General features: G+C 62.9%; 19 protein-coding genes and 1 riboswitch. Of the genes, 12 read left to right on the top strand and 7 right to left on the bottom strand.

Features of this window, described 5'->3' with window-relative positions:
* Positions 1 to 78 precede the first annotated feature (78 nt).
* From MRBLMS1_RS05320 to MRBLMS1_RS05305, 4 genes are all read left to right on the top strand, one after another.
* Positions 79 to 2673 carry a chemotaxis protein CheB gene (locus MRBLMS1_RS05320; RefSeq protein WP_485878224.1) on the top strand — a complete coding sequence of 865 codons (2595 nt, stop codon included), beginning with the start codon at positions 79 to 81 and terminating at the stop codon, positions 2671 to 2673.
* Positions 2670 to 4784 carry a PAS domain-containing sensor histidine kinase gene (locus MRBLMS1_RS05315; RefSeq protein WP_485878223.1) on the top strand — a complete coding sequence of 705 codons (2115 nt, stop codon included), beginning with the start codon at positions 2670 to 2672 and terminating at the stop codon, positions 4782 to 4784. The genes MRBLMS1_RS05320 and MRBLMS1_RS05315 overlap by 4 nt, the downstream gene beginning before the upstream one ends.
* An 86-nt stretch (positions 4785 to 4870) precedes the next feature.
* Positions 4871 to 7018, top strand: a complete 2148-nt coding sequence (locus MRBLMS1_RS05310; protein ID WP_485878222.1) for a S46 family peptidase — start codon at positions 4871 to 4873, stop codon at positions 7016 to 7018.
* A gap of 112 nt (positions 7019 to 7130) precedes the next feature.
* Positions 7131 to 7664, top strand: coding sequence for a hypothetical protein (locus MRBLMS1_RS05305; protein ID WP_485878220.1), 534 nt, complete (start codon positions 7131 to 7133; stop codon positions 7662 to 7664).
* Between the two features lie 107 nt (positions 7665 to 7771).
* Here MRBLMS1_RS05305 and MRBLMS1_RS05300 read toward each other — a convergent pair whose 3' ends face one another.
* Positions 7772 to 8386: a class I SAM-dependent methyltransferase gene (locus MRBLMS1_RS05300; protein WP_485878219.1), complete on the bottom strand. Its 615-nt coding sequence runs from the start codon at positions 8384 to 8386 to the stop codon at positions 7772 to 7774.
* Between the two features lie 40 nt (positions 8387 to 8426).
* Complete coding sequence (locus MRBLMS1_RS05295; protein ID WP_485878217.1) at positions 8427 to 9062, bottom strand: TetR/AcrR family transcriptional regulator; 636 nt, start codon at positions 9060 to 9062, stop codon at positions 8427 to 8429.
* A 67-nt stretch (positions 9063 to 9129) separates the two neighbouring features.
* Between MRBLMS1_RS05295 and MRBLMS1_RS05290 the strand changes: the two genes are divergently transcribed.
* The 3 genes from MRBLMS1_RS05290 to MRBLMS1_RS05280 all read left to right on the top strand — a co-directional run bounded on the left by MRBLMS1_RS05290 (position 9130) and on the right by MRBLMS1_RS05280 (position 10907).
* Complete coding sequence (locus tag MRBLMS1_RS05290) at positions 9130 to 9648, top strand: DUF2867 domain-containing protein (RefSeq protein ID WP_034749875.1); 519 nt, start codon at positions 9130 to 9132, stop codon at positions 9646 to 9648.
* Positions 9649 to 9747: 99 nt separating this feature from the next.
* Positions 9748 to 10359 (top strand): nicotinamide riboside transporter PnuC, encoded by a 612-nt coding sequence (pnuC, locus tag MRBLMS1_RS05285; protein ID WP_128142519.1) that lies wholly within the window; start codon positions 9748 to 9750, stop codon positions 10357 to 10359.
* Positions 10359 to 10907, top strand: a complete 549-nt coding sequence (locus tag MRBLMS1_RS05280; protein ID WP_485878980.1) for an AAA family ATPase — start codon at positions 10359 to 10361, stop codon at positions 10905 to 10907. The genes pnuC and MRBLMS1_RS05280 overlap by 1 nt, the downstream gene beginning before the upstream one ends.
* Here MRBLMS1_RS05280 and MRBLMS1_RS05275 read toward each other — a convergent pair.
* On the bottom strand, positions 10904 to 13051 hold the full coding sequence (locus MRBLMS1_RS05275; RefSeq protein WP_485878215.1) for a TonB-dependent siderophore receptor: 2148 nt from the start codon (positions 13049 to 13051) through the stop codon (positions 10904 to 10906). The two genes, MRBLMS1_RS05280 and MRBLMS1_RS05275, sit on opposite strands and share 4 nt — an antisense overlap.
* Positions 13052 to 13136: 85 nt before the next feature.
* Positions 13137 to 13234, bottom strand: a riboswitch (TPP riboswitch).
* Between the two features lie 67 nt (positions 13235 to 13301).
* Positions 13302 to 14459 carry an iron-containing alcohol dehydrogenase gene (locus MRBLMS1_RS05270; RefSeq protein ID WP_034749865.1) on the bottom strand — a complete coding sequence of 386 codons (1158 nt, stop codon included), beginning with the start codon at positions 14457 to 14459 and terminating at the stop codon, positions 13302 to 13304.
* Between the two features lie 142 nt (positions 14460 to 14601).
* On the opposite strand from MRBLMS1_RS05270, the gene MRBLMS1_RS05265 reads away from it, so the two are divergent.
* Both MRBLMS1_RS05265 and MRBLMS1_RS05260 read left to right on the top strand, forming a co-directional pair.
* Positions 14602 to 14907: a ferritin family protein gene (locus MRBLMS1_RS05265; protein ID WP_252867377.1), complete on the top strand. Its 306-nt coding sequence runs from the start codon at positions 14602 to 14604 to the stop codon at positions 14905 to 14907.
* 125 nt (positions 14908 to 15032) lie between these two features.
* Positions 15033 to 15512: an Imm26 family immunity protein gene (locus MRBLMS1_RS05260; protein ID WP_128142523.1), complete on the top strand. Its 480-nt coding sequence runs from the start codon at positions 15033 to 15035 to the stop codon at positions 15510 to 15512.
* Between the two features lie 180 nt (positions 15513 to 15692).
* On the opposite strand, the gene MRBLMS1_RS05255 is transcribed toward MRBLMS1_RS05260, so the two are convergent.
* Both MRBLMS1_RS05255 and ompR read right to left on the bottom strand, forming a co-directional pair.
* Positions 15693 to 17051, bottom strand: coding sequence for a sensor histidine kinase (locus tag MRBLMS1_RS05255; protein WP_485878213.1), 1359 nt, complete (start codon positions 17049 to 17051; stop codon positions 15693 to 15695).
* A gap of 13 nt (positions 17052 to 17064) precedes the next feature.
* Positions 17065 to 17766, bottom strand: a complete 702-nt coding sequence (gene ompR, locus MRBLMS1_RS05250; protein WP_223278807.1) for an osmolarity response regulator transcription factor OmpR — start codon at positions 17764 to 17766, stop codon at positions 17065 to 17067.
* A gap of 263 nt (positions 17767 to 18029) precedes the next feature.
* Here ompR and MRBLMS1_RS05245 point away from each other — a divergent pair, with 263 nt between their 5' ends.
* Both MRBLMS1_RS05245 and MRBLMS1_RS05240 read left to right on the top strand, forming a co-directional pair.
* Positions 18030 to 18419: a hypothetical protein gene (locus MRBLMS1_RS05245; RefSeq protein ID WP_128142525.1), complete on the top strand. Its 390-nt coding sequence runs from the start codon at positions 18030 to 18032 to the stop codon at positions 18417 to 18419.
* Between the two features lie 160 nt (positions 18420 to 18579).
* Positions 18580 to 20439, top strand: a complete 1860-nt coding sequence (locus MRBLMS1_RS05240) for a flagellar assembly protein A (protein ID WP_485878212.1) — start codon at positions 18580 to 18582, stop codon at positions 20437 to 20439.
* Here MRBLMS1_RS05240 and arfB read toward each other — a convergent pair whose 3' ends face one another.
* Positions 20440 to 20838 carry an alternative ribosome rescue aminoacyl-tRNA hydrolase ArfB gene (gene arfB / locus MRBLMS1_RS05235; RefSeq protein ID WP_034749850.1) on the bottom strand — a complete coding sequence of 133 codons (399 nt, stop codon included), beginning with the start codon at positions 20836 to 20838 and terminating at the stop codon, positions 20440 to 20442. It lies immediately after the preceding gene.
* A 196-nt stretch (positions 20839 to 21034) separates the two neighbouring features.
* On the opposite strand from arfB, the gene MRBLMS1_RS05230 reads away from it, so the two are divergent.
* Complete coding sequence (locus MRBLMS1_RS05230; protein ID WP_485878211.1) at positions 21035 to 21517, top strand: chemotaxis protein CheW; 483 nt, start codon at positions 21035 to 21037, stop codon at positions 21515 to 21517.
* The last annotated feature ends 13 nt before the right edge of the window (positions 21518 to 21530 follow it).

Raw genomic sequence — 21530 nt, 5'->3', positions numbered from 1 at the left:
CGCGCATCTTGGGTGCTAGAATGCAAGATTATTAATTTTCAGCCTGACGCTTTGGCCGTGGCTGCTATCTTGCAGACGATGACACGCAGTAAACACAGCAATACTTCCGTTCCCGAAGTGGCCGCCATCGTTTTCCCGGTGGTGGCCATCGGCGCTTCCGCCGGCGGGCTTGATCCCATCGTCGCTTTCCTGGCCAACGTGCCGCAGGAAAGCGGGATTGCCTATGTGGTGATCCAGCATCTCGATCCCACGCAAAAGGCCATGCTGCCGGAACTGCTGCAGCGCGCCACCAGCATTCCCGTCACGGAAATCACGCACCAGGCGGAATTGCGGCCCAATCACATCTATGTGATTCCGTCGAATGCCGACCTGGGCCTGTCCAAAGGGCGTTTCGTGCTCAGCGAGCCGGTGCAGCTGCGCGGCCACCGCTTGCCCATCAATACCTTTTTCGAAAGCCTTGCAAGCGAGCTGGGCGAACTGGCCGTCGGCGTGATTTTTTCCGGCATGGGCAACGACGGCACGCGCGGCCTGCAGGCGATCAAGCAGGCAGGCGGCCTGACCCTGGCCCAGCATCCCGATACGGCCAAATTCGACATGATGCCGCAAAGCGCGATTGCCGCCGAAGTGGTCGACCTGGTCGATTTCCCCGACAAGATGCCGGACAAGATCATCACCTATCTGTTCCGCAGCAGTTTTCTCAGCTTGCCCGGGCATGAACCGAACGGGCGCAATTCCCCGCAGGAAATTGTTGCCTTGCTGTCCGAGCATACGGGCAACAGCTTTACCGATTATAAGATCAATACGGTGCTGCGGCGCATCGAACGGCGCATGAGCTTGTATCAAATGAAGTCGATGGAAGAATACGTGCCGTATTTGCGCGCCAATCCCGCCGAAATCGACTTGCTGTTCAAGGAATTGCTGATCGGCGTGACGAACTTCTTCCGCGACCCCAAGGTGTGGGAATACCTGAAGATGGTGGCCTTGCCTCAATTGCTGGCGTCCCACCCGGACGGGCGGGCCTTCAAGGCCTGGGTGCCCGCCTGTTCCACGGGCGAGGAAGCGTATTCGCTGGCCATGGTGTTCCATGAAGTGGTGGCCAGCATCAATCCGCCGTCGAAATACAGCCTGCAGATTTTTGCCACCGACCTGTCGGCCGACGCCATCGACCGCGCCCGCCAGGGCCGCTTTCCGCACAGCATCATCAGCGACGTGTCCGCCGAACGGATCGAGCGTTTCTTTGTCAATGACAAGAACGGCTACCACGTGAAGAAGGAGATACGCAACACGATCATCTTTGCCCAGCAAAACATCATCTCTGACCCGCCGTTCACCAAGCTAGACATACTGTGCTGCCGCAATCTGTTGATTTACCTCAATGCCAAGCTGCAGCAGCGTTTGATACCCTTGTTTCATTACGCGCTGAACCGCGACGGCATTTTGCTGCTGGGCAGCGCCGACACGCCCGGCCATTTTTCCGACCTGTTTTCGCCCCTGACCACGTCGACACGGCTGTACCGCCGCCTCGACAACCTGGCGCGCCAGCGACTGCCCACGTATTTCCCCACCAAGGTATCGTTGGCATCCCCCCCTACACCTAGCGACACGAGAGAAGTCAGCATGACTGGAAAGATTCAATCCCATGTCGAGCAATTATTGCTCCAGAAATATTCGCCTGCCGCCGCGCTGCTGAACCAGGATGGCGACATCCTGTACATCAACGGCCGCACGGGCGCCTTCCTGGAACCGGCGGCCGGCAAGGCCAACTGGAATATCCATGCCATGGCGCGCGAAGGCTTGCGCTACGAGCTGGCGAGCCTGATCAAGCAAGCCCTGCAAAGCGAAAGTGTGGTGCGCCTGAAGGGGCTGGTGGTCAAGGACCATCTGGGACAATCCCTGGGCGTGGATCTGAGCGCTGAAGCGCTGAGCCAGCCCGAGTCCCTGCGCGGCATGGTCTTCGTGACGTTCTCCAGTGCGCCGCTGGTGACCGAGGCGCGCCGCGGCCGTTCGCCGAATCCGAAGGTGCTGGAACTGGAGCAGCAGCTGGCGCAGGCGCGCAATGAAATCCAGGCCGTGCGCGACGAGATGCAGACGTCGCGCGAGGAACTCAAATCGGCCAACGAGGAATTGCAGTCGACCAATGAAGAGCTGCAATCGACGAACGAGGAGCTGACCACCTCGAAGGAAGAGATGCAGTCGCTCAACGAGGAGCTGTACACGGTCAATGCCGAGCTGCAATCGAAGGTCGACGACTTGTCGCTGGTCAACAGCGACATGAAAAACTTGCTCAACAGCACCGATATCGCCACCATTTTCCTCGACAGCGACCTGCGCATCCGCCGCTTCACGGCGCCGGCCACGCAAATCTACAAGCTGATCCAGACGGACCTGCGCCGCCCGCTCAGCGACATCGTCAACGACCTCGACTATCCTAGCCTGGAAGACGATGCGCTGGAAGTGATCCGCAGCCTCGTGTTTTGCGAGCGGCAAGTGGAAACCAAGACGGGGCGCTGGTACAACGTGCGCATCATGCCCTACCGCACGATCGAAAACGTGATCGATGGCGTGGTGGTGACCTTCATCAACATCACGGAATCGAAACTGCTGGAAGCCCAGTTGCGCCAGATCCAGTCCGGCGCCACGGCGGCAGGCAATAGCGGCGAGAACGTGTCATGAGCGAACCATTCGACGAGGGCAACGTGCCGGCCAGATTGCGAGAGCAGGCCGAGCAATTGGCAGCGCAGCAGCGCCAGCCCGTGCCGCAGTCGAATGAAGACGTGATACGCCAGCTGCATGAGTTGCAGGTCAGCCAGATCGAGCTGGAAATGCAGAACGCGGCCCTGGCCGAGCTGGAACAGCTGAAGAATGAATATGAAAACAGCCGCGACCGTTATGCGCAGCTGTATGAACAGGCGCCCGTCAGTTACTTCTCGCTGGCGCCCGAGGGCGTCGTCACGCGTGTCAACGTGGCGGCCTGCGGCTTGCTGCAGCGCGACAGGAACCAGCTGCTGGGGCGGCGTTTCGAGCAATTCGTCGCGCCCCAGGCGCAGGGCAGCTTTCGCCGCTTCCTCGACGCCGTCTTCACGAGCGGCGCGCGGCAAGTGCTCGAAGCGCAGCTGTTCGGCGGCTCGGCGGGCGGCATGGTGCGCATCGAAGCCAATTTTGACGCGGCCAGCGACACGGCGCGCATGCTGGTGACGGACCTGGGCGACGAGCATGCGCGCGAATCGGCCTTGCGGCGCGCCTTTGTCATCCTCGACAGCATCCGCGAAGGCGTGCTGGTGACGGACAGCGACAACCGCATCATTTCCGTCAACCCAGCCTTCACCACCATCACCGGCTACCAGGCCGAGGAAGCCATCGGGCGCGATCCATCCTTTCTCGGCGGCGGCACGCATTTGCCGCATTTCTATGAAACCATGTGGCGCAGCCTGCACCGGGATGGCAGCTGGTATGGCGAACTGGTGAACCGGCGCAAGAATGGCGAGCGCTTCGTCGAATCGCTGTCGATCACGCCCATGCGCATGGCGGACGGCACCATCAGCCATTTTGTCGGCGTGTTTTCCGATATCACCGAGCGCAAGCTGGCCGAGGCGGACTTGCGCGAACTGCACCGCGAGCTGGACCAGCGCGTCATCGACCGCACGGCTGAATTGCTGCACGCCAACCAGCATCTGCAGCTGGAAGTGCAGCAGCGTGAGCGGGCGCAAGAGGCCTTGCGCGATGCTGAGCGTTTCTTTCATGCCACCATCGATTCGCTGACGGACCGGGTGCTGGTGCTGGACCAGGCGGGCAGCGTCGCGCATGCCAACCAGGCGTGCGTGGATTTTGTCGGGCAAACGCCACGGCCGCTGCAGTACCTGGAATTTTGCGAGACGGACCCGCGCTGGCAGCGCAGCGCCGGACGCGAGCTGGCCGCCGGCATCCGCTCCGTCATTGCCGGCCGTGCCGACACGTTTGCGCTCGAGTATGAATTTATCATGCGCTCAGGCCCCCGCTGGTCGCAGGCAAGGGTCAGCCGTTTCCTCGGCGAAGGGCCGCTGCGCGTGGTGGTGGCGCACACGGATATTACCGAACGCAAGCTGATGGATGGCGCCCTGCGCCAGTCGCATGCGCAGCTGCGCCAGCTGGCGCTGCACCTGGAAACGGCCAAGGAAGACGAGCGCAAGCGCATTTCACGCGATATCCACGATGAACTTGGGCAAAACCTGCTGGCGCTGCGCATCGATATTTCCATGCTCAGCGCGCGCACCGAGGGTTCCCATCCGCGCTTGCACCGTCGGGTCGGCGCCGTGCTCAGCAATGTCGACACCACCATCAAGAGCGTGCGCGGCATCATCAATGAGCTGCGCCCGATGGCGCTGGACCTGGGCTTGCAGGCCGCCATCGAGTGGCAGGTGGGCGACTTCCGCAAGCGCAGCGGCGTCGCTTGCCGCCTGCTGATCCGCGACGAGGCTCTGTTTGCCGCCATCGGCAGCCAGGCCGAGATCGTGCTGTTCCGCATCGTGCAAGAAGCGCTGAGCAACGTCATGCGCCATGCCCAGGCCAGCCAGGTCGAGATCGAGTTCAGTTCGGATGCCTGCGCCGTGTATGTGGTCATCAGCGACAACGGCATCGGCATCACGCCGCAGCAGCAGCGCAAGAAACAGTGCTTTGGCCTGATCGGCATCGCCGAGCGGGTGACGGCGCTGGGCGGGCACTTTTATGTGGGCTTGCCGGCATCGGGCGCTGGTTGCCGGCTGGCCCTGCAGATACCCCTGCAGGGAGTGGGACAGCCGGCCGCCTGATACGGAAATTGCAACCGGTTAATTTTTGCCGACTCAGCTCGCCTGGACAGGCTATACTTTCGCCTGCTTTTATGGAGGGGCATATCTTGTTCAAAACAATCGTTTTACCAGTCGCCTTGTTGGGCGCGTTCGCCGGCGCACACGCCGACGAAGGGCAATGGCAACCACACCAACTGCCACAGCTGAAAGCCGAACTGAAACGGGTCGGCATCGAAATTCCTGCAGAAAAACTGGCCGACCTGAGCAAGCACCCGATGAGCGCCATCGTGTCGCTCGGTGGCTGCTCGGCCGCTTTCGTCTCCGACGCCGGCCTGGTGGTGACGAACCACCACTGCGCCTATGGCGCCGTGCAGCGCAATTCCACGCCGGAACACAATTACATCACCAACGGCTTCCTGGCCAAGACGCGCGCCGAAGAGCTGCCGGGCGGTCCGAACAGCCTCGTGTATGTAACGGACAAGGTGGAGAACGTCAGCGACCGCGTGCTGAAAGGCTTGACGGCCGACATGAGCGGCCGCGCGCGCCACGAAGCCGTGGAAAAACGTGTCAAGGACCTGATCGCCGAATGCGAAACGGACAAGATGTACCGCTGCTCCGTGCCCGCCTTCCACCGCGGCCTCGAGTACTACCGCATCCGCCAGATGATGATACGCGACGTGCGCCTCGTCTACGCGCCATCGGACAAGATCGGCAACTTCGGCGGCGACATCGACAACTACGAATGGCCGCGCCACACGGGCGACTACTCGTTCCTGCGCGCCTACGTGGGCAAGGATGGCCGTCCGGCCGACCCGTCGCCCGACAACGTGCCATACAAATCGAAGGATTTCCTGGTGGTCTCGGCCGAAGGCTTGAAAGCCGGTGACGGCATCTTGCTGGCGGGCTACCCCGGCCGCACCAGCCGCTACAAGCTGCCGGCGGAAATCCGTTTTGCACGCGATACGGCTTTCCCCCTGAAAGTATCGGAACTGCAAGCGGACCTGGCCGTGATGGCCGATGCGACGAATGGCGACGCGGCCGCCGCCGTGCGCTATGCCAGCGTGGTGAAAAGCATCAACAACGTGCTGAAGAAAACCCAGGGCTTGCTCGACGGTTTCGCGCGCAAGGACATCGCCGCCATCAAGGACGTGCAGGATGCCGAGTTCCGCGCCTGGTACGCCAAGCAGCCGAACGTGTCGCCGACATTGCTGGCCGAACTGGACGCGGCGATCGCCAGCGACATGGCCCTGAGCGAAGAAGAGTTCGCCTGGAGCGTGGCCACCAACAGCGATTTGCTGAAAAGCGCGCGCACCATCTACCGCTTGTCGCTGGAGCGCCAGAAAGCGGACGCCGAGCGCGAATCGGGCTTCCAGCAGCGCGACCTGGCCTTCATCAAGGCCCGCCTGGCCCGCCTGGAACAGTCCTACGTCAACAAGGTCGACCAGGCACGCTTTGAAGCTGGCCTGAAGCGTTACGCGCAACTGGCGGCGAAGAGCCATCCGCAAGGCCTGGACGCGCTGCTGCCGGCACCAGCGGCCGTGGCCGCCCTGTACCAGCAGACGCAACTGGCTGACACGGCCAAGCGCCTGGCCTGGCTGGAAAAGGACCAGGCCGCTGTTGCCCAGTCCGACGACGCCTTCATGGCGCTGGCCATCAAGCTGCATCCGGTGGACGTGGCGCTGGAAGAGCGCCGCAAGGAAATCGACGGCAACCTGGAACGCGTGATTCCGCAATACATGCAAGCCGTGATCGCATGGAAGAAGTCGCAAGGCAAGCCTGTCTATCCTGACGCCAACTCGACCCTGCGCGTAACGTACGGCACCGTATCGCCATACTCGCCGCGCGATGGCTTGACCAAGGGGCCGTTCACGACCGTGGACGGCATCGTCGAGAAAGTCACCGGCAAGGCCCCGTTCGAAGCGCCGCAAGCGCTGATCGATGCCGTCAAGCAAAAACGCTACGGCCAGTTCCGCGATCCGGTACTGGGCACGGTTCCCGTCAACTTCCTCACCAGCGCCGACACCACGGGCGGCAATTCCGGCTCGGCCGTGATGAACAAGCGCGGCGAACTGATCGGCCTGAACTTCGACTCGACGTATGAATCGATCACCAAGGACTGGTACTTCGACACGGCCATCACGCGCGCCATCCACCTCGATATCCGCTACATGCTGTGGGTGATGAAGGAAGTGGACCACGCGGATAACCTGTTGCAGGAAATGAGCATCAAGTATCCGAAAGCCGCCAAGAAATAATCCTTCTTGGTTGAAATGAAAGCCGCATCCGCCGCAGGGCTGATGCGGCTTTTTTGCGGCTGCGCCACGTATAATTCCTATTCAACTTTATTCTTTTTTTAACAGGCCCACCATGCCCCTGACTCCCGATTCGCTGCCTGACTGGCAAACGTTTGAAGCGGCATACGCTGTTGAAGAAACCTGGCTCAAGCTGGCCAGCGCGTCGCTGGCACTGCTGGGCGCGTCCCGATTCAAGGACCAGGCATTTTCAGCGTTTGCCTTCAACGCCGTCTCGTTCCCGTCCCTTTCGCTGAGCTTTGATACTGATCCCGACAACCGGGCGCGTGGTGACTACCCGCCGGACTGGTCGAACGAGTGCATGGAAGTCGATGTGCCGGAAATTGGCCAACTATGGGAAGAGGGGCATGCAACGATAGAAGGCGCGCTGATCGAGCTGATCGACGCTGCCGATGACGAATTGCTCGATGCCATCGAGGAAGGCTATCTGCACAGCCTGAGAAAAACCATGGTGCGGCTTGAAACGAGCCATGCTTTCGAGCAGATCAGGACGTGCGTGCCATTCTGGACCGTGGTCACGCAAATCGATGCCGATACGGATGAGGAGGAGCGGCTGCTCGACCAGGTGCGCCAAGGCCTTCTGGCGTGACCATCGGCCGTCGTTGCCAGCCCCATGTCAAGCATGCATAAAATAATGGCTGGTCTCGGCTGAGTGCCTGCCTCTCAGCTCCCTGGCGTAGGCTGCTTCAGCTTGAATCATTTCTCAAAGACAAGCCAGGACCAGCTTACTCCCGCCTGGCGGTTCTGTAGCTGGACGGATGGCGCCTGCGTGCTCAGCATGACCTTGAGCCCATGCCGCATCGCCTGGTCTACCGTTTCACTGGCGGATACGTCAAAGATGCGGCGGCCTTCCGGGGGCGGACCCTGCCTCAGGGAAATGACGAGTACTGCGCCGGGCTTGAGCAATGTGCTGATATTGCCCATCGCCTCCATCCTTTCTTCCGCCGCCAGATGCATCCAGACGGCAGCGACGACAATCAGGTCATACCTGGTGTGGCGCGCGCCTATCGTGGACAGGGCGGGCAGGCTGTCGTTGATCCATTCAAGGTTGGCCATCGTATGCGCCTGCATGCCCGCTGCGCGGAAGGCGGCAACGGGCTCAAGCGCGATCACCGTGTGCCCCAGGCTTGCCAGCCACGCCGCGTCGCCGCCGGTTCCGGCGCCGATGTCGAGCACGGCGCCTGGCCGCATCGGCAAGAGATGGGCAACGGGACGGTATTTATCCAGGAAGGCAACGCTTTCATATCGGGCGATGAGCCCTCCTGCATTGTCTGCGTAGCCCTCGGTGCCCGGGACAGTGGATGAGTCCATGGGATCCTGCATGATCAGCGGGCGCATCTGGCGATGGTCATCACGGTTGTTCTCCCGTTTGCTGACGCGCCTGCCGCAAGGCCTCCACCGGCAACTGGAAAAAGCGCGGCACCATGGCTGGCGACAAATCGTCGCCGCTCTCCGTCATGGCCAGGCGGCCGCTCAGCAGCAGCATCACGTAGCCGTGGCCCAGCGACCAGCCGGCGCTGGCGGCGGCCTTGTCCCAGCGCGGGTCGAGGCCCGCTTCGCGCACGGCCGCGCAGGCCGTCTGCAGCACGTACTGAAAGCACGCTTGCGCCGCTTCCAGCAGGGCGGGGAACTGGCGCACGTCCTGGTGCTCGAACATCAGCCGGTAGTGGGCCGGTGCGGCCAGGGCGAATTCGATGTATTGCTGGCCCAGCAGCTGAAAACGCTGATCGGAGGGCAGGCTGCCCTGCGGCGGCAGTTCCGCCTCCCATTTGGCGATCAGGCTGGCAAAACCGGCCGCCGCCACCTCGGCCAGCAAGGCTTCCTTGCTGGGGAAGTGGCGGTACACGGCGGCGATCGATACGCCCACCGTGCGCGCCAGTTCGCGCAGCGAGAGGGTGGCGTCGTGCTGCTGCGCCAGTTGCGCGATGGTGGCGGCGACCAGGGTGTCGCGCAGGTTGCCATGGTGATAATTGCTGCTTGTGTTCATTCTATGTTATCGCTGTTCACATTGTCGTGTATGATGGCCATGTTATCACTGAACACATGGAGAGCACATGCAAGAGATGAGCAACGTGGTACGCGCCGTGGCCATGCCGCCCGGCGCCAGCATCGCCCCCTTGTACCAGGGCAGCAACCTGGCCGACGCGTATGCCGTCGGCCTGCCCAGCGCTGGCGTGCGGCAGATGGATATGCAGGCCCTGGCGCGCGTGGTGCTGTGCAGCCAGCCGCGCTGGGCGCAGTGGCTGCTGGCGGTGCGCGACATTATTGTCACGCCCTTCGGCATCAAGACGGCGAAACAGCTGGCGGCCAAGCCTGATGGACGCATCGGCATCTTTCGCATCTACGCTGTCAGCGATGATGAAATCATCGTGGGCGAGGACGACAGCCACCTGGACTTCCGTTTGTCCGTGCTGCGCAACCGGGACGCGGGGCTGCATGGCAGCATCACCTTTTCCACCGTCGTGCATTGCCATAACTGGATAGGGCGTAGCTACATCCTGCTGATCCGGCCATTTCACAAGCTGGTCGTGCGGCGTACGCTGGCGCGCGCCGTCAAGGGAGGCTTTGCCTGAGCCGGTTGAACAAGGGAGGGGCGGGGCTGACGCTGCGGGCAATCTTGCTTATTCATGGCCGGTATTGCATACTGCACCACCAGCCTCATCACGATTCCCATGAACGATACGCTTCTCCTGCTGGGTTTTGCCACCACGCCGCTTGAACTGATTTCCTTTGTCCTGGCACTGACAACCGTTGCGCTGAACATCCGCCAGAATCACTGGGCGTGGCTGTTCGCCATCATTTCCTCGGCCGCCTACGGTTTTGTGTTTTTCGAGTCGCGCCTGTATGGCGACATGGCTTTGCAACTGCTGTTCATCAGCGTCTCGTTCTGGGGATGGTACCAGTGGCTGCATCCGGCCAGCGGCGGCAAGACCCTGCCCGTCACGCGCCTCGATGGCCGCGGCTGGCTGGCTTGCGGCGCGGGCTGGCTGGTCGGCTTCCTGCTGATCGCCTGGCTGCTGACGACGACGGATACGGACGTGCCCCATGCTGACGGTTTCCTCACGGCAGGCAGTCTGGTGGGACAATTCCTGCTGTCGCGCAAGAAGCTGGAAAACTGGATCGCCTGGATCATCGTCGACGTGCTGTACGTGTGGCTGTACCTGCACAAGGGCCTGACCCTGACGGCCGTGCTGTATGCGTTCTTCGTCGTGATGGCCATCATCGGCTTGCTGGCGTGGAGAAAGTCGGCGCCGGCCGCGCCAAGCGCGATGGTTCTCAAGTGATGGTCAACTGCGTGCGCGTGGCCATCCTCGGCGCGGAATCGTCGGGCAAGTCGACGCTGGCAGCCGCCCTGGCCGAACGCTACGGCACCGTCTGGGTACCGGAATATTTGCGCGAGTTCGTCGAGATGCAGGGCAGGGTGCCCGTCGCGGCCGACCAGTATGGCATTGCGCGCACGCAAGTCGAACGCGAGGCGGCAGCCGCCGCGCAAGCGCGCAACTTCCTGTTTTGCGACACGACGCCGTTGATGACGGTCGTCTACAGCCGTCATTATTTCGATGGCGCCGATGCGCCGCTGGCGGCGCTGGCCGATGCCACGCAGTACGATCTGACGTTGGTGACGGCGCCCGACAGCCCTTGGGTGGCCGACGGCTTGCAGCGCGAGTCCGAAGCCGTGCGCCAGCTGATCTACCGCTACCTGCTCGACGAGCTCGACGCGCGCGGCATTGTGTACCACGTGCTGCACGACAGCCTGGAGGCACGCCTGGAACAGGCGGCGCCCTTGCTGCAGCAGGCGCTAGCTGCAGCGCCTGCCATTTCCCTCAATTAAAAATCAAACTGTGCCGACACCTTGAACGTGCGGCTGGCGCCCGGATACAGATAGCCGTCGGACTCCGGCGTCACGTCGCGCCAGTAGAACTTGTCAGCCACGTTGTTGACGCTGGCGCGCAGCACGGCGCGCGTGCCGGCGATGCGCGTGGCCCAGGCGGCGCCCAGGTTGAACACGTTGTACGACGGCACGAAGGTCGTGTTGTTGTACTCAAACGCTTTCTTGCTAGCAAACTCCCAGCTGCCATTGACGCTCAAGCCCGCCACCTGTTGCACGGCGTAGTCCGCATGCACGGCTGCCTTGAAGGCCGGCACGTTGGGCACGCGCTTGCCATCGAGGGTGGCATTGCCCGTGCCTGACTGCTGGCTGTTCAGGGCCGTCACGGAGGCGCCCAGGCTCAGGTTGGAAGTTGCCTTGCCCTGGGCCGACAATTCCAGTCCACGGTGCTGTGCCTGGCCTTCGCGCACGAAGTAGCCGGCGGTATTCTGGAATTCCAGGCCCTTGCGGATCTGGAACAGGCTGGCCGCCACCATAAAGTCCGGCGTCACATCCATCTTCGCGCCAAGCTCGATCTGCTTGGAGCGGCTGGGTGTGAGTTCTTCGTTGGCATTCATCGCCTTGCGGTCGGCCGTGCCGCCATGTTCCATGCCTTGCGAATAGGCCGCATACACGGAGATATTGTCGAGCGGGGTGTAGACGAGCGAGACGTTGGGCAGCAGGAAGTCGTGCTTGGCGCGGATTTCCTTGTCGGCCTTCAGCACATACTGGTAGCCGTCGACGTCGATATGGCGCAAGCCGCCATGCAGCTTCCAGTTCGGCGCCAGGCTGACGATATCCTGCACGAAGACGGAGTTTTCCGTGTCCTTGCGCACCAGGCGCACGGGGCCTTGCACACCGATCGACATGTCGACGATCTGCGGGTGGTAGATGTTGCTCACGCCAGCCCAGTCATACACGTACAGTCCCGCGCGGTCCTTGCGGCGGAAGGTCGAGACGCCGGCCGTGAATTCATGGCGCAGGCTACCGGTGGCAAACTTGCCCTGGATCATGGCTTGCGCGCTCAGCGGCTTTTTCGTCTCGCCCAGGCTGCGGTAGTCATACACGTCGTAGTCGCCATTGCCGCAGAAGCCGGGGTACAGGTCTTGCGCACTGCAGCCGTACGGGAAGGCCGTGTAGTCGTCGCGCTTGAACGAGTGCTGGTTGGCCGACAGGGTGGCGCGCCAGTCGTCATTGAATGCGTACTGGAAGCGCAGGCCGATATTGCTGGTGACGGTTTCCACGGGGCGCGTCCACGGCTGCAGGTTGAGCATGGCGTCGGCGCTGATGCCGGTCGGCAAGGTCGTGTTATTCAGCAGCTGGAAGCCGGGCGCCGTCGCCTGCGCCTTGTCCTGGTAGTCGGCATCGAGTTGCAGCAGCGCTTGCGGCGAGATTTGCCAGTCGAAGGCGCCGGAAATGAACTTGCGGTTGCCATCCGCGCCTTTGATGTAGGAGCGCAGGCGCTCGGCCGCCACGTTGACGCGGTAGCCGAAGCGCGTGTCTTCCAGGCGGCCGCCCAGGTCGACGGCGCCATACAGGGTGCCACGCTCGCGCGTTTCCACGGTGACGCTGCGCAGCGGCGCGGCGGTGGGGCGCTTGACGATGAAGTCGATCACGCCGCCCGGCGCGGCCACGCCTGCCTGCAAGCCGGCCAGGCCTTTCAGCACTTCGATGCGTTCCTTGTTTTCCAGCGGAATTTGCGTGTCGCCAGGAATGGCCACGCCATCCTTGCGGTAGCTGGAATTGTTGTCGAGCTTGAAGCCACGGATGGAAAACTGTTCCGCATAGCCGACGGCGTTGTAGGCATCGTTGATGCTGGCGTCGAGCTTGACGGCATCGCTGAGATTACGGATCTGCAAGTCCTGCATGTCTTTTTGCGAAATGACGGTGACGGACGCCGGCGTCTGCAGCAGCGGCGCGTCGGAAAAACCACCGACGGAGGCGCGCTTGGCGGCCGGCGCCTTGCTGGCCGTGACGACGACTTCGGCCATGCTCTGGGCCTGTGGGTCGGCTGCTTCGGCGGCGTCATTCGCGGCAAAGGCCGGTGCGGCAAACGCGTGCAGGATCGCCAGGGTCAAAACAGAAACGGATAAATTCGGTGTGGACATAGATTGCTCGTGGTTCAAGCCGTCTCTGTAAGGAGCACGGCAGGCTGCTTGTTCGGCTGGCGCCAACGCAGGAGCTATCAAAGGAGGGAGGTACTTTGCGCTTTCCTTCGCTGGCATTATCCAGATCAGGTACGAAGGGTATCTCTCACCCGGATGACTGCTCCAGGACCCCTAGCGAAACGACAGCTTAGCATGAAGCACGGCCAGCTGTCCCACCCGGCTGACCGTTTTACAACAGTGTGGTGCGAATCTACAGGCTCAGTTCCAGCACCTTGCGGCTGATGGCGGGCGTGATTTCACGCTGTTCGCCCAGCGCCGTCATGCCGTGTGCTTCCAGGGCGGACACGACGGCGTCCACGCTCGCATGGTTCAGGCCGTAGTCGGCCAGACGCGTCTTGACGCCCATGTGGCGGAAGAAGAATTCCGTGCGCGCGATGGCCGCCTCGATGCGGCCATCCTCGTCGCCGCCGTCCAGGCCCCAGACGCGGGCCGCGTACTGCAGCAGCTTGGCGCGCTTGGCCTGCTTGCGCACGCGCAGCATGCTGGGCAGGATGATGGCCAGGGTCTGTGCGTGGTCGAGTTCGTACAAGGCCGTCAATTCGTGGCCGATGGCGTGCGTGGACCAGTCCTGCGGCACGCCCACGCCGATCAGGCCGTTCAAGGCCAGGGTGGCGCTCCACATCACGTTGGCGCGCACGTCGTAGTCGTCCGGATGCGACAGGGCCTTCGGGCCTTCCTCGATCAGGGTCAGCAGGATGCCCTCGGCGAAGCGGTCCTGCACGGAGGCGTTCACAGGGTAGGTCAGGTATTGCTCCATCACATGCGCGAACGCATCGACGACGCCATTGCCCACCTGGCGCAGCGGCAAGGTGAACGTTTTCGACGGGTCCAGCACGGAGAATTTCGGATACACCTTGCGGCTCATGAACGAGCGCTTTTCCTGCGTGGCCTTGCGCGTGATCACGGCCGAGCCATTCATTTCGGACCCCGTGGCCGGCAAGGTCAACACGGTGCCGAAGGGCAGGGCGGCCTCGACGATCTTGCCGCCCTTGGCCAGGATGTCCCACGCCTCGCCCTCATGCAGGGCGGCGGCGGCGATGAACTTGGTGCCATCGACCACGGAGCCGCCGCCGACGGCCAGCAGGAAATCGATGCGCTCGCTTTTCACGAGGGCCACCGCCTGCATCAGCGTTTCATAGCTGGGATTGGGTTCGATGCCGGCAAACTCGATCATCGTATGCCCGGCCAGCGCTGCCTTGACTTCATCGTAGACGCCGTTCTGCTTGATGCTGCCGCCGCCATACGTCATGAGCACTCTGGCCTGGGGCGGGATCAGCGCCGTGATCGCGGCGATCTGGCCCTGGCCGAAGAGGATTTGCGTCGGATTGTAAAAGTCGAAATTGAACATGGGGCTCCTGCCGCTGGGGTTTAGGCTGTTGCTGAGCCATGATTATGGCCGAACGGGTGGAAACGTGTCGTGGACGCTTGAGCTTTTCGCTCGCGCGGTGGAGAATGCAGCCGATGTCACCACCACGCGAAAAGGAATGCGCATGACCACCGTCCCACTGGAAGAATCGGGCCTGCCGGCCACGGCACTCGACATGCACCGCGCCATCGGCGCCACCATCGCCGCGCTGCAGGCGCTGGACTTGAACAGCCAGCGCTTCGAGGCGTGCACGGACCCGGAACTGCGCCGCGTGCTCGCGCATGTGGGCGACACGAGCCGCAAGGAAGCGGCCATGCTGCTCGAATGGATGCGTCGCCGCGATGCGCGCCTGGACACGGCCATGAAGGAGGCGCTGTTCAAGGCGGGGCCGATAGTTGCCCAGTATCACTATGACGAGAAAATATTGTAACTATTGGTTTGTTGTTGTGGCGTACCATGCGCCACTTTCGCATCGCTTCGCGTAGACTGTGCCCCTAATTAAATTTAACGTCGGACAGCCGCGGCTGTCCGGTGTATTCCAGGGGGCTTTTAGAAATGAAATCATTACCATACCGAGAAGGCAGCTGGTTTGCCGTGCCCCTGCCGGGCGGCGGTTATGCCGTCGGCGTGGTGGCGCGCAGGGCGCCTGCCGGGCGCATCATGCTGGCGTATATGTTCGGGCCGAAACGCGACAGCTTGCCCACGCTGGACGAGCTGGAAGGCTTGCGGCCGGAACAGGCCGTGCGCCGCCTGCGCACGGGCGACATGGCGCTGCTCAACGAGCGCTGGCCCCTGCTGGGCGACAGTCCCCACTGGAACCGTGACGACTGGCCCATGCCGGCCTTTATCCGCCGCAACGAATCCTTGCAGCGCGCCTGGCGCGCCAGTTATGCGGACGCCGATCCTGCCAAGCTGAATCGCGAGGAATCGATCCCCTTCGACACGCCGGGCATGGAAAGCGATTCCCTGTACGGCTACGGGGCGACGGAATTGTTGATGAGTAAATTGCTGGCGCAGGAGCAGGCGTCGGTTTGATTGCTGCTGGGTGGTGTTGGATGACGCCAGCAGCAAACGCCGGATGCCGCGTAGGCCGGATCAGGCGGGGCCGCCGAGGCCGGAAGGCCGTAATCCGACAACATTGTTGGCTGTTCTTGTCGGATTACGCGGTTTCCGCTAATCCGACCTACCTCGCCTGCACCGCTGGCGCAATTATTTTTACACCGCTGGCAAGCTGATCTGAAACGCCAGGCCGCCGCCTTCGCGGTTGCGCACCTGCAATTCGGCGCCGTGGCGCAGCAGCACGCGGTCGACGATGGCCAGGCCCAGGCCGGCGCCGTTGGCCTGCCCGCGCGCCGTGTCGAGGCGGGTGAACGGCTTCATCAGCTGCTCGATCTTTTCCGCCGGCACGCCCGTGCCGTGGTCCTGTACTTCGATGATCACCTTTTTCGCACCGTGGCTGGTGCGCACCTGACAGGCAATATCGATTTCCGTCACGTCGCTGCCCGGCGTCTTGCCATAGCGGCGCGCATTCTCGATCAGGTTGTTCAATACGCGGCGCAAGTCGGTGGGGTTGCCCATCGCATGCGCGCCATCGGCGATGGTGGCGTTGATCTTCACGTCCGGCAGGCGCATCGCTTCGCGCGTCATGTCGCCCAGCAAGCCGCTCAGGTCGACGTCCGTAAAGCTCGACGTTTCCGTCGGCTTGGCATAGTCGAGGAACTGGCCGATGATGGCGTCCATCTGCCCGATATCGGACTGGATGCCTTCGCGCGCCTCGTCCGACAGGTTGGCCATTTCCACTTCCAGCTGCATGCGCGCGAGCGGCGTGCGCAAGTCGTGCGAGATACCGGCCAGAATCACGGCGCGGTCCGATTCCACCTGCTTTAAATCATCGACCATCTGGTTGAAGCTGCGGTTGGCCTCGATGATTTCGATCGGGCCTTTTTCCGGCAGCGGCGCCGGCTGCTTGCCCTTGGCGATGTCGCGCGCGGCCGCCGTCAAACGCGACAGCGGCAGATTGATCAGGCTGGAAATGATGGCCGCACCCAGCAGGGACAGCAGGGACACTAGGCTGGCCCAGCCCAGCCACTGGAAGCCCGTCAGGCCGCGCAGGCGCTCGCGGTCCAGCATCAGCCAGTACTCGTCGTCGTCGATCTTGAAGCTGACCCAGAAGCCGGCCACGCCATTGACGCGCGCGGAAAAGCGCGTGTCCTTGCCCAGCTTGGCCTTCACCAGCGCCTCGATCTCGGGCATCAGGTAATTGTCGGGCGGCGGCTCGATGCGGTCGTCCTCTTCCAGCGAGAAGATGCGGATGCCTTCGTTGCTGACGAGGTCGAACAGCAGCTCGCGCCGCAGTTCGGGAGCCGAGTGCGTCAGTGCCGCATGCGTGATGGTGACGACGGAAATGATCTGGGCGGAAATCTGCTGCGCCTGCGGCTCACGCTGGATGACGGAAATCATGCCGATCCAGGTGATCATGCTGACGGTGGTCAAGGTGCCGAGCAGCAAAAAGGTGCGCCAGAACAGGCCGCTTTTCAGCCGCGCCAGGCTGATATCGGGAACAAGCTTCATCATGCCTCGCCTGCGATCAGCGCGGCTGTCCGTCCGGAATGAAGACGTAACCGAGACCCCACACAGTCTGGATGAACAGCGGGCTCGATGGATCGGGTTCGATCAGTTTGCGCAGGCGTGAAATCTGCACGTCCAGGCTGCGGTCGAACACTTCATATTCGCGGCCGCGTGCCAGTTCCATCAGTTTTTCGCGAGACAGCGGCTGGCGCGCATGGCGGGCAAACACTTTCAGCACAGAAAATTCACCGGTCGTCAGCGGCACCGTTTCGCCATTCTTTTTCAGGGTACGCGTGCCCAGGTCCAGCACGAAGTCGCCGAACTCGAAGGTTTGCGGCGTTTCCGACGGCGCGCCCGGGATTTCATCGGGGCCCTTGCGGCGCAGCACGGCGCCGATGCGGGCCACCAGCTCGCGCGGATTGAACGGTTTTGGCAGGTAATCGTCGGCACCCATTTCCAGGCCCACGATGCGGTCCACGTCCTCGCCCTTGGCCGTCAGCATGATGATCGGCGTCTGGTCGCCCGCGCCGCGCAGGCGGCGGCAGATCGACAGGCCGTCTTCGCCCGGCAGCATCAGGTCGAGCACCAGCAGGTCGTAGCGTTCGCGCAGCCACAACTTGTTCATGGCCGTCGCGCTCTCTGCCGTGAAGACGTTGAAGCCCTGTTCGGTCAGGTAGCGCCGCAGCAGGTCGCGCAGGCGCACATCGTCATCGACCACCATGATTTTTGCCTGGTGGCCATGGATCGATTGCGTTGTTGTATTGCTGCCGGTAGTGGAGGTTGTGGTCATTTAAGGTGTCGTGTTATCTTATATTAGTTGCTATAGTAACGCCTCGCGCGGCGTCGGCAAGGGGCTGTGGCGACCCATTACAAAGTGTTACAAACTTTACCCAATTACTCTTACTGCACCGTGTAAAGCATCATACACTGGGGCCACAGTGGAAATCAGCTTTAGTTTATACGGCATCGCGGAAGAGGAACTCAATGAATATCTTTACTAAAAAAATTCACGCCGCTCCCAGCGCAGCTATTGCCGCACGTACAGTTGTGCTGTCCGCATTTGCCGTGTGTTCCGTGTTTGCCGCCAGCCTGGCGTCGGCGCAAAACCAGCCGCCACCACGCCGTGACGACCAGCAGCAAATGCAGGCCCAGCGGTATGAACAGGTACAGCGCAGCAACAGCAATGATACGCGACTGCGCGAACAGCGTGACGCACGCAGTTTCGACACGCGCGCCGAAGAGCAGCGCCGTGCCAACGAAGGCGCCGACGCGTCGCGCCGCACGGGCCGCATGACGCCCGACGAACGCCGCGACCTGCGCCGCCAGATCAACGAAGTGGGCCAGGACATCTATTCGAATCCGCCGCGCCGCTAGGCACCGCGCACCCCATCCGACAGGGCCATCTCGCAAGACATGGCCCTGTCTGCATTTGGCCGCCAACATTATTGCCGAGTCAGGCACACGGCCATTCCCCGTGATATTGTTCTAACGCAATGAGGTAATTCTCTGACATTGTTGCTGGGGGAGGCAAGTGGTGAGCGACGACGACACACCGGTTCCGGATGCGGCCCCCGCAGGCGGCTTGCCGCTCGGCCTGCTCCAGCGCGACGAGGGCGTGTTCCTGGACCTGTCGCTGGCGCCGGCGCAGCTGCGCACCGCCGTCGACCAGCTGTTCCAGTCGGGCCAGCTGCTGGCCGGCCTCGATTACGGTTTGTTCCTGCTGACCCTGTTTCACGTTCCTGTCCCCCGCGCTGCGCCCAAGGTCGAGGCCTTGCTGCGCATCGCCGTGCGCGTGGCGCCATTCCCGCCCCCGCGCCGCGCGCTGTATCAACAGATCAAGATCCGTGGCGACAGCGCCGAGTTTTACTTTGAAGCGTTGACGGCGGACGCGGATGGCCAGGTGCCGGCGCGCCGCGAGTTTGACGAGCTGGTGGCCGACCTGTGGTGCAAGGGCGTGCGCTACGGCATCGATAGCGTGGCCGTGCGCGCCATGCTCGCCAGCGGCAAGGTCGAGCGCATCACGGTGGCGCGGGTGCTGCCGCCGCAGCCGGGCCGGGACGCCCAGCTCGTTGAAGTGTCGCAAGGCATCCACCGCGATGATGCGCCGCGCGAACGCTCCGATGGCCGCCTCGATTTGCTCAGTTTCAAGAACCGCTTTCCGCAAGTGAAAAAACACGCGCGCCTGCTGCGTCTGCTGCCGGGTACGCCCGGCTTGCCCGGCTACGACCTGGCCGGCAAGGCGCTGCCGCCGCCCGCGCCGCAGGAACTGGACCTGGCCACGGTGGCGGGGCCAGGCACGGCGGTTGAGCATTTCAGCGATGGCAATTTCCTCGTTGCCACGCAGGATGGCTATGTGAATGTCGATGAGCACGGCAAGATGGCGATCGAAAACAAGATCGTCAGCCGCGAAGGCGTCAGCAGCCGCACCACGGGCAATCTGAAGCTGCGCGCCGCCTACGAAGAGTACGGCGAAGTGCAGGAGCAGCGCCAGCTCGACGGCAGCGACATCACCATCCATGGCGACGTGTATGGCCATCTGCACTCGCATGGCGGCTTGATCTTACTGCACCGCAACCTGGTGGGTGGCACGGCGTTCAATGCGGATGGCGACGTGCGCGTCGAGGGTGTCGCTTCCGGTTCCGTGCTGCAGGCGCTGAACGGCGAAGTACACGTGAAGCGCGCCGAAAGCTGCGTCATCGCCGGCACGCGCGTGGTGATCGACAGCGCCAGCAATTGCGAGATCATCGCCGATGAGGTCGTCATCGAGCTGGCCGAAGGCTGCGCCGTGGCGGCGCGCACCATCCGCATCGGCAGCGCCGGTCCCCGCAAGCAGGTGGAGATGCTGCTGTTTCCCCTCGTGCCCGACCTGAGTGCGCTGGAGCAAAAGATCGCCGAGAGCCTGGCGAAGGCGGCGCACTACCTGCAGGTGCAGCACAAGCGCCAGCAGGAAATCGATGCCATCGCGCAATTGCCCGAGGTGCGCAATTACCTGACCCTGGCGGGCCAGCTGCGGCGCGGCGAATTGCAACTGCAGCCAGCGCAACAGCTGCAGTACGACAAGCTGGCCGCGCGCATCGCTCCCGTCCTTAAAGAGGTGGCGCGGCTGCGCGTGGAGGTGAAACAGTCGGAAATCCTGCACGCGCAGATGCTGGCGCTGGTGGAACAAGTACGCCAGGAGCGGCAGGCGACGGCGGGCCAGTCGCGCTGCAGCCTGGGCCTGGTCGATGGCGAGACGACGGTACGCACCCTGGTCGTGCCGCCCGGGCCGGCCAAGGTCTACGACCGGCCGCCGAAGGAAATCAAGGCCTTGCTGCGCAGCGCCACGCCGGCGACGCAGCCCGTGTTTGCGGACAGCACTGGCAGCCTGGACTGGACCTATCAGCCACCGCCGTAATCAGTCGGTCACCTTGCCCCGAGATTGCTTGAGCACGCTGTGCGTGCTCTTGCTGTCGAGGCGGCGCCGCTGCGAGCTGCGCGTGGGCTTGGTGGCGCGGCGCACGGCGGGCAGGAAGGTCACGCTATCGATGATTTCCTGCAAGCGCCGTAACGCTTCTTCCTTGTTCTGCTCCTGGCTGCGCGACTGCTGCGCCTTGAGCACCAGCACGCCATCCTTGCTGATGCGGCTGTCGCGCAGGGCCAGCAGCCGCTCCTTGTACGCTTCCGGCAGCGACGAGGCGGCGATCGGAAAGCGCAAATGGATGGCGCTGGATACCTTGTTGACGTTCTGCCCACCCGGGCCCTGGGCGCGGATGGCGGAAAATTCAACTTCAGCGGGGTTGACGAGGTGTTGCATGGCCTGCCTGTGGGGGAATGATGTGGGTATTGTAAGGGAAGATGGCTGCGCCGGCGCAAGGGCGGGGCCGCCAGCCGATGATGTCTTCCGGGAAAGTTGATGTTTCTCAACGCCGCCTGTGGTGATGCTGGTTAGCATGGGGCCAACGTTGCGCCACTGCGCATCCTGGCAGCGCTTACCGGATGAAAGGAACACCATGCAGCCCTCGACCACGCCTGGCGCCGCAACCGCGCAATCCCTGACGCAGTACTTGAGCTTCCGGCTGGGCGGCCTGGAATACGGCCTTGATTACCGCTGCGTGCGGGAATTGCGTCCGCTGAAGGAACTCGACCGCTTTTCCTCGGAAGGGGAAGTGCTGCACAGCGTGGCCGTCTCGCGCGGCGTGATCATCCCCATCGTCGACATGCGCGCCGCGTTCGGCAGCGCCCACGGCGCGCCCGACCCGGCCACCGACGTGATCATCCTGCAGCTGAGCAATGGCGTGATGGGCATGGTGGTCGATGGCGTCACCGATATCGTCAGCTTGGCGCCCGGCGACATCGCCGCCGTGCCCGGCCTGGGCGCGGCGGAAGCCGATTACCTGCTGGGCCTGGGCACGGTGGCGGGGCGCCGATTAATCCTCGTCGACATCGACCGCCTGATGGCGATCCGCAGCCCCAGCCCCCTGCAGGCGGCATAAAAAAAGACGACCC

Origin of the sequence: Massilia sp. LMS1-1-1.1, assembly GCF_040815535.1 — a bacterium.
Classification (GTDB): Bacteria; Pseudomonadota; Gammaproteobacteria; order Burkholderiales; family Burkholderiaceae_D; genus Janthinobacterium; species Janthinobacterium aestuarii.
Note: the sequence above shows the minus strand (reverse complement) of the source record. Positions and strands in the feature narration are given on the sequence as shown.